The following is a 933-nucleotide window of genomic DNA, read 5'->3' as shown; positions in this document are numbered from 1 at the left end:
CTGCCGATGTACTGCGCGACCGGCCAGGACTTGTTGTCCATGGCGTCGGCGAACGAGGAGTACGGGGGCCGGAACAGGGACGAGCGGACGCCGGCCGCACCGGCGAGCACCAGTTGGTTCTGGGCGAGCTCCCGGTCGATGCGGCTGGTCGACTGGTACGAGAGGTCGGGGTGGTTGAACGTGTGCAGCCCGACCTCGTGGCCCTCGTCGACCATGCGCTTCACCAGCGCCGGATAGCGCGAGGCCATCGTGCCGGTGACGAAGAAGACGCCGTGCGCGTCGTACTTCTTCAGCTGGTCCAGGACCTTCGGCGTCCAGACCGGATCCGGTCCGTCGTCGAAGGTCAGGACTATCCGGTGGTCGGGTATGCGCAGCGTCTTGGCCCGCTCACCCGGTGTCCGGGCATCGATGACCGGGCCGCCGTCGAGCACCTCGTCGGGTACCCGGCTGGTGGAGGCCGGCGGCTGGACGCGGTGGTCCGCGGAGATCTCGCTGTGTACGTAGCCACGCAGCATCAGCATGGCGAGCAGGGCCACGAGGATGAGGAAGGGGAGCAGGTAGCGCATGGGCATCTTGCGCCGGGTGGTCCGCTTCTTCTTCCTCGGATTGTGCCTGCCCCGCAGGGCGGGGGTTGTCATCTACTGAGCGCCTTCATGTGGTTGCACCGTTGGTTCCGAGGGGACCGTGGACGACGACGGACCGGTCGATCCGGGGTCCCCCGGCTCCGTCGACGGCGAGGTGGGGACGTCCGCGTCCGGCTGAGCGGCCGAGGGGTCGGGGTCCGGGTCGTCGGCGACCTGGCCGCCCGAGGGCGGAGCCGCGGACCTGGACGTCGAGACGCCCGTCCCGGCCGCCGACCCCGGTACGGGTGCGGAGAAGCCGGCGGACGGGTCCGAGGCCGTACCGGTGTCCACCTGTCTCTTATACACATCT

General features: G+C 69.5%; 1 protein-coding gene and 1 pseudogene. Both read right to left on the bottom strand.

Annotation, left to right across the window (positions count from 1 at the left end):
• Positions 1 to 566, bottom strand: a 566-nt coding sequence (locus IH13_RS0118330; protein ID WP_031085783.1) for a polysaccharide deacetylase family protein, incomplete at its 3' end; no start/stop codon positions are given.
• Positions 567 to 638: 72 nt separating this feature from the next.
• Positions 639 to 933 (bottom strand): annotated as a pseudogene (locus tag IH13_RS44695) (hypothetical protein); the annotation flags it as partial.

It is taken from the genome of Streptomyces sp. NRRL WC-3549, assembly GCF_000721935.1.
In the GTDB taxonomy this organism is placed as follows: domain Bacteria; phylum Actinomycetota; class Actinomycetes; order Streptomycetales; family Streptomycetaceae; genus Streptomyces.
Note: the sequence above shows the minus strand (reverse complement) of the source record. Positions and strands in the feature narration are given on the sequence as shown.